The following is a 6,417-nucleotide window of genomic DNA, read 5'->3' as shown; positions in this document are numbered from 1 at the left end:
TTGGGATAAGAATGATCGCTTTGCGAAGCTTTATTTCTTCTACTAATTTTTTTATTGCTTTTTGAATCTCTACTAATGGCAAAGCTTCTTTCTTAGCGCTTGACATGAATGCACGTTCAACCGTGGCAATAGTGTCTAACCAAGTAGACATCTCAATCATTTCATCAAGTGAAATTCCTTTTGATTTCGCATCCTCCACAAACAAATATTTAATCCCTATCTCCTTAAGCTTTTCCATATATTTTGGGTGTACCTTTGCTCCCGTCCCAAGCAGCACTCGTTTTCTTGAATCATAGATCGGCTTTGCTAGCTCCATCGTGTTTTCGTCATATTCGTTAATCGTTATAAGTCTCATTCTTTCCCCCATCAGCCGTACTTAAATCATATCGAACTGTCGTACGAATCCACTTATTTTTTCACAGTACTAAAGATACAAAATTCTCAGTGTATTGTCAAAACAAATAATGACATAAATCGATGCAGCCCAACTCTCATTTTGTTAATTCATAATTATCCCTTCCTTTGTTCACTGAAAATATGAAAAAGTAATTTTATGGATTAATTATTTAATTGACAAGAATAACATTATGTTAACTAATTAACTGAAAATGACGTGTACGAACAAATAAACGTACACGTCTGCTTTTTTTATAATGCCTCTTCCATTGTCATGTTGCTAGCTTAAATTTATTTGAGAAGAAATGAATGTTTCAACCCTTCTCAAGGCTTATTTTTTACCAATACGTGTGGATCAATTATAAATTTTTTCGCAGCCCCACGATCAGTACATGGAACAAGCTCAAGTATTACAAATGACTTGCTTGAAACCTAAAATCTTGTCTGTCTTCCCTTTCTTTTTCTAGTAAATTCACTCATAATAAAAGGAAAGAAATTGTAGGGAGGAATGATCATGGGAGAATGCAAATTAGACCACTCTCTAACAGACGTTCAGCAAAAGCTTAAAAGTCAGTCCAATTTTTTACCAGCCGAGCTGTATCAGAAGTTTGAAACATTTCTAAAAAGAGATTTGTCCCAAGAAGCATTAAATAAAGCTTTTCATTTATTAAAAAAGTATGATTTAGCTTCAGAGGAAGAACAATCTGTTCGAAATGAGAAAATAGAAGAACTGATTCAAACAACTTCATGAGCTTTTTGCCTTTTTAAAATGTGAGAGAGAATTTTTAAAGAGGCTGGGACAAAAGAGTTTTTATTGATGAGAAATCCAAACGTCATAATTGTTGATGCATAGCCTTCGCTTCGGAAATTTACTTCGCTTTCCGCGGGCGGCTGGTGAGCCTCCTCGTGCTTTTTGCACTGTGGGGTCTCCCCCTTGCCTTTGATTCCGCAGGTCTACGTCTATTTCCTCCGCTAAGGTTGTGCATTGTTCGCATTTTCAATCATACACGTTCGTTATGTCCCAGCCCCTTTATATCATAGCCTAAAATGCTTTTTCCTGATTTCTAGAATCAAGTGGTCACAAAAAATCTTTTTACTCTTTCTTCCTGATTCGCTGCTTTTTATTGTTTGCGATTACGTAGGTACACTAAACAGGATTATTTTATCTAATGCAATGTATCCTAGTTTAATTGTTTTGATTTAAAGAATCGAGAATTGGAAAAAGCTCTTCTAAATGAGTAATTTCGTACGTTGGAATTACCTCATTTCGCTCTTTATTATGACGATTAATCCAGACAGATTTCATGCCAACCCGTGATGAACCTAGGATATCTGTCATTAAGTTATCTCCGACCATGATTGCTTCATCCTTATCTAGTGACATAATTGATAAGGCATGCTCAAAAATTGTTGGGTCAGGCTTTCCACGCCCAAATGCACCAGAGATGACAATGTGATCGAAATATGGAACAAGTTCAGGTGTAATCTCAAGTTTTGTGTTTTGTAAATCAGGCGACCCATTTGTGAGCAGCAAGAGCTGGTATTTGCCTTTTAATTCATCTAATACACGAAACGTTTCTTCATAAACAAAAGGTTTTTTTCTACGTTCTGCTGGGAAGCGCTCTGCCAATTCTAACCCAAACTCAGGATCATTAATTCCGAGTGCCTTCAATCCTCTCGTCCAAGCTTCTTGACGATAAGTAGGAACGATCTCTTTCATTTTACGAAAATTATCTTCATCATCTAAAAAGTTTCCCCATAGGCCTTCAAAAGGATTAATTCCAATCATTTGTGTAAATTCATACGTTTCATAGGAGGCATAAAGCTCTCTTGCTTCTTTTCGCACAGCCTCTTCAAGCTTTTCCGGATCAACATCATATTTCTCCTTCGCCACTTCACAAGTAGCAATAAAGGCTTCCTGTACACTCTTTTGATCCCAAAGTAACGTATCATCAAGGTCAAAGAAAACAGCTTTAATCATCTTTATCAATTCCTCATTTCTTTTTCTCGTTGTATAGTTCTCTCAAACACTAGATTACATCGAATTTGAGCGTCCTACAAGAAAAAGTAAATGACTTTTTGAATCATTTGCTTTAAAAACGTTTAAAATGTAAACATCGTGACTGAATGTTCGAGTTTTTTCAAAAATAATTGGTGTGCTTTTGAGCGAGCTCCCTGTTTTCCTTGAATAATCGCAAAATCACGTTTAAAGGTTCGATTGTTAATGTTTAATCGCTTTAATTCTTTAGCTTCCAATTCCTTCAAAACCGTCCACCTAGAAATCATCGCAATGCCAAGTCCAGCAGAAACAGCCTCCTTTATCCCTTGGCTACTGCTAAAAATAAAAAGATGCTTCACTCGTAATTTTAAATCACGAATAAGTTGATCACTATATGCTCGAGTTCCAGAGCCATCTTCTCTTAAAATCCATACTTGATCTTGAAGCATTTCTGGCATAACCATTTGTATTTGTGACAAAGGATGACTTGGGGGAGCGATCATGATCATCTCATCCTCCATAAATGGAGTGATGTTAACGTCTTCATCAGATACTTCTCCCTCGACAATTCCAATATCCAGTTGATTCATTCGTATATCTTCACAAACCTCTTTTGTATTTCCAACAACTACCTCCACCTTCACGTTCGGATACTTTTTCGCATAATCAGCTAAAATTCGTGGAAGTAAATATTCACCAATTGTGAAGCTTGCACCAATTTTCAATGTGCCCTGCACAATGCTTTTACGATCATTAATCTCCTGTTTCGCTTCTTCATACAAGCTTAAAATTTTTTTCGCGCGAATGTATAGAATTTCTCCTTCTTCTGTGACATTGACATGCTTTGGTGAGCGATGTAGGAGTACCGTACCTAACTCATTCTCTAAGTTTCGAATATGCAAGCTAACGTTTGGTTGAGATAAATTTAACAGTTTTGCGGCTTTAGAAAAATGACGTTGTTCGACGACCGTAACGAAAATCAGTAAATGACCTAGCAAGACCAACACTCCTCCTTCCTTCTTGTATCTCCACTCATTTTATCATAATAATTTCAAATGATTATAATAACATTTATGTATTTCACTTATAATTAGACATCATTTATAGTTATAAAAAGTAGATATAGACGGTTTAAAAGTAGGAGTGAACGACATTGCCAAATGAAACTGTCCTAATTAGAGAGAAAAATGGTAAATTTTTTTTAGGAGTTGGCATAACGTTAGTCATTGCAGGAATAGCAAAATCGCTGGCGTTATTGCCTTTTTTAAATATTGTCGGGGAATTAATGATTGCTATCTTGATTGGGATGTTGTGGCGGTCTACTGTTGGTGTATCAAATCAAACCATTGTTGGTGCAGACTTTTCAAGTAAAAAATTACTGCGTCTCGGGATCATCCTTTTGGGCATGCGTTTAAACTTATTTGATTTAGCCCAAGCTGGCTCAGCTGTCTTTATTATTGCTAGTATAAGCCTGGTTTTTGCACTAATCGTCGTTTACCTATTAACAAAGCTTTTTCATGTGGATAAAAAGCTTGGCATTTTAATTTCCTGTGGCACAGCCATTTGTGGTGCAGCTGCGATTGCTGCGATTGCTCCGCAAGTAAAAGGTAAAAATGCAGAAATTGCAATCGGCGCAGCTACTGTTGCTATTTTAGGGACAATTTTTACGCTTATTTATACACTGCTTTTTCCAATCATCGGACTCTCCGATTATGCGTACGGAATTTTTGCTGGAGCTACACTCCATGAAATCGCTCATGTCCTTGCTGCAGCAAACACAGGTGGGAATGCAGCAGTTGAAATCGCGATTATTGTAAAGCTAACAAGAGTGACTCTTCTCATTCCAGTTGCTATTTTAATCGGTATATGGATGAATAAAACTGAAACTAACCAAAATACATCTAAGTGGAAAGTTATTCCAATTCCATGGTTTATTGTTGGATTTTTAATGACAAGTGGGCTTAATTCAATGGGTCTCGTCCCCTCATATGTAGCAGAACAAATCGTAATCATTTCCTACTTGCTCCTTGGCATGGCGATGGCTGGGCTAGGACTAAGTGTTCAAGCAACAGTATTTCAAAAGCATGGTGTTAAAGCCTTTGCTGCCGGCTTTGTTGGTTCAGTCTTACTCTCAATATTTGGTTATCTTTGTCTTCAATTTTTTTCGATTATCTAACACAAGGGCATCTTATTGGCTTCTTTTCATAGATTAGAACCGGTTATCTATTCAACGGATTTTTCATTTGTTTTGGTTAAGTTAATCTATTAAGCCGATAGCATTTTCTTGCATTCTCAGATGTTTGCTCAAGCAACTCTTGGTAGGAGGATTTTTTGATCATTGAAAGTTCGTGAAGTACCTCTTTAAGTAAAACAGGAGTCGTTGGAATATTTTTAAAACGAGCATCAAATTGCCATGGACCATCCGTTTCGATTAATAGTTGTGAGAGTGGAACGGCTGATGCTAGATCCTGGTCTCGCTTACGATAAACAATCTCTGGCGTAAAAGAAATAAAATACCCAGCTCCTGTAATCTTATCGACTACATTTCTCGGTGCTTTCAACCAATGAAAATGAGCACAAGCGATTCCCTTTTTTTGCAACAAATTAAAAACCAATTCTGCTTTATCATGGACTGCATGAAGGGCTACTGGTAAATCATAGACACGGGCAACTTCAATACATTCGGTCAAAAATTCATAATACTGCTCCAAAGAATGTTGTAGGTTTTCAAGGGAGTAATGAGGTAAGCCAATTTCACCTATCGCCGTAATTCTCTTTTGTTCATATTGTATTAGCTTTTGCCACTCCGTAAAATCTGCATCAGTCGGTAAAGGTTTTTCTGGATGAAAACCAACAGCGGCAAAGACAAAATCAGGATACCTTGCTTGAAGTTCTAAGGTTGAATAAGACGAAGCAAGATCATTTGAAACAGCAATGACCCCTTTCACACCTACAGACTGCCACTTTTTAATTTCTTTGTCTAGACTTTCTTGGTTATATTGCTCTAAATGTAAATGTGTATCAAACATGTCTTTCTACAAACCTTTCTACTGTGAAGCATGATTAAAAGAGCTGATATTGTTCCTATCATAATACGTCTAAATGTACATTTCTTCAAATTGTTTTTAAAATTCATGACAGTCTTTTTTCAACACATCTATAAAAAATCATTTATTTAGACGAAACGTAAATAAGCACCGGAGGGACTCTCCAATGCTTATACTGCAGATATTATTATTCTTTTATAATGGCAGTAAGTTAACCGTTTCTTTTGCTTCTAGTTTTTCAATCATTTCATGCCATGATTTAGGTTTATTTGATAAGACTGAATAGTAGCGTTTTAAAAAGCTGACAACAAGCTCTGTCTTAATTTTGACTATACTTCGATCTGTTGGCATAAAACAAAGGTCAAGGCCTGTAACAGCTTCACCATCATTGTTCCACGAAGGATGTACATACGTAAAGTCAAGTCGCTTGTAACCAAGATGAGACAATACTTCACGACGAACATAAGGATCCATCGGCTTTACTCCGCCAAATTCATATTGTTCTACCCGATACGGATCATAAATTTCCGCGAACATCCCATACAATGTTTGTCCATTCGCATTCGCTAACGCTAACAAATCCTCGTGTCTTTTCTCGGCTAAAAAAGGACCAATTCCTAATGACGCTTTGCCAATAATCGTAAAATCAGTCATCGCCACATTAAAATCTTCATAATAACGGTATTCAGTTGCTCCCACAACTTCGCCATTATGAATCGCAACATATACTCGAATACCTGGATCTTCTAATGGTTCTTTCCAAAGGTCAAATTCTAACACTTCTTCGGGCGGGAAAACGTTTTGCATTAATTGGTGCATTTGCTTGAACAGAGGGTCTTCAATCGATGTGATTCGTTGATATTCCATTTTAACATTCCCCTTACATTATAATTATTAGATTATTCTTATACATATGAACAGAGAAGGTTGGTTCAGTAAGCTACAAGTCAAGTCGTTCATTTTATTTGCATTAAC

General features: G+C 36.7%; 6 protein-coding genes and 1 pseudogene. 2 read left to right on the top strand and 5 right to left on the bottom strand.

The features are described 5' to 3' along the window. Positions 1-355 (bottom strand): annotated as a pseudogene (locus BLT_RS0110245) (HD-GYP domain-containing protein); the annotation flags it as partial. Positions 356-910: 555 nt separating this feature from the next. On the opposite strand from BLT_RS0110245, the gene BLT_RS0110240 reads away from it, so the two are divergent. Then, positions 911-1,147, top strand: a complete 237-nt coding sequence (locus BLT_RS0110240) for a hypothetical protein (protein WP_017727704.1) — start codon at positions 911-913, stop codon at positions 1,145-1,147. Positions 1,148-1,582: 435 nt separating this feature from the next. Here BLT_RS0110240 and BLT_RS0110230 read toward each other — a convergent pair whose 3' ends face one another. Both BLT_RS0110230 and BLT_RS0110225 read right to left on the bottom strand, forming a co-directional pair. After that, positions 1,583-2,377, bottom strand: coding sequence for an HAD family hydrolase (locus tag BLT_RS0110230; RefSeq protein WP_017727702.1), 795 nt, complete (start codon positions 2,375-2,377; stop codon positions 1,583-1,585). A gap of 122 nt (positions 2,378-2,499) precedes the next feature. Beyond that, positions 2,500-3,393 carry a LysR family transcriptional regulator gene (locus BLT_RS0110225; protein WP_017727701.1) on the bottom strand — a complete coding sequence of 298 codons (894 nt, stop codon included), beginning with the start codon at positions 3,391-3,393 and terminating at the stop codon, positions 2,500-2,502. Positions 3,394-3,548: 155 nt separating this feature from the next. On the opposite strand from BLT_RS0110225, the gene BLT_RS0110220 reads away from it, so the two are divergent. Beyond that, on the top strand, positions 3,549-4,571 hold the full coding sequence (locus tag BLT_RS0110220) for a YeiH family protein (protein WP_017727700.1): 1,023 nt from the start codon (positions 3,549-3,551) through the stop codon (positions 4,569-4,571). 76 nt (positions 4,572-4,647) lie between these two features. Here BLT_RS0110220 and BLT_RS0110215 read toward each other — a convergent pair whose 3' ends face one another. After that, positions 4,648-5,424: a TatD family hydrolase gene (locus BLT_RS0110215; protein ID WP_017727699.1), complete on the bottom strand. Its 777-nt coding sequence runs from the start codon at positions 5,422-5,424 to the stop codon at positions 4,648-4,650. Positions 5,425-5,637: 213 nt separating this feature from the next. After that, the gene (locus BLT_RS0110210) at positions 5,638-6,309 is read right to left on the bottom strand and encodes a hypothetical protein (protein WP_017727698.1); all 672 of its coding nucleotides are present in this window, start codon (positions 6,307-6,309) and stop codon (positions 5,638-5,640) included. Between the last annotated feature and the right edge of the window lie 108 nt (positions 6,310-6,417).

This window comes from Halalkalibacterium ligniniphilum, from assembly GCF_000334155.1.
Classification (GTDB): domain Bacteria; phylum Bacillota; class Bacilli; order Bacillales; family Bacillaceae_D; genus Halalkalibacterium; species Halalkalibacterium ligniniphilum.
The sequence above is the reverse complement of the archived record's forward strand: the minus strand, read 5'-3'. Positions and strand labels throughout refer to the sequence as shown.

Excerpts from the sequence above, each read along its gene's own strand:
- BLT_RS0110240 (WP_017727704.1), top strand. The coding sequence starts at position 911 with ATGGGAGAATGCAAATTAGACCACTCTCTAACAGACGTTCAGCAAAAG.
- BLT_RS0110230 (WP_017727702.1), bottom strand. The coding sequence starts at position 2,377 with ATGATTAAAGCTGTTTTCTTTGACCTTGATGATACGTTACTTTGGGAT.
- BLT_RS0110215 (WP_017727699.1), bottom strand. The coding sequence starts at position 5,424 with ATGTTTGATACACATTTACATTTAGAGCAATATAACCAAGAAAGTCTA.
- BLT_RS0110210 (WP_017727698.1), bottom strand. The coding sequence starts at position 6,309 with ATGGAATATCAACGAATCACATCGATTGAAGACCCTCTGTTCAAGCAA.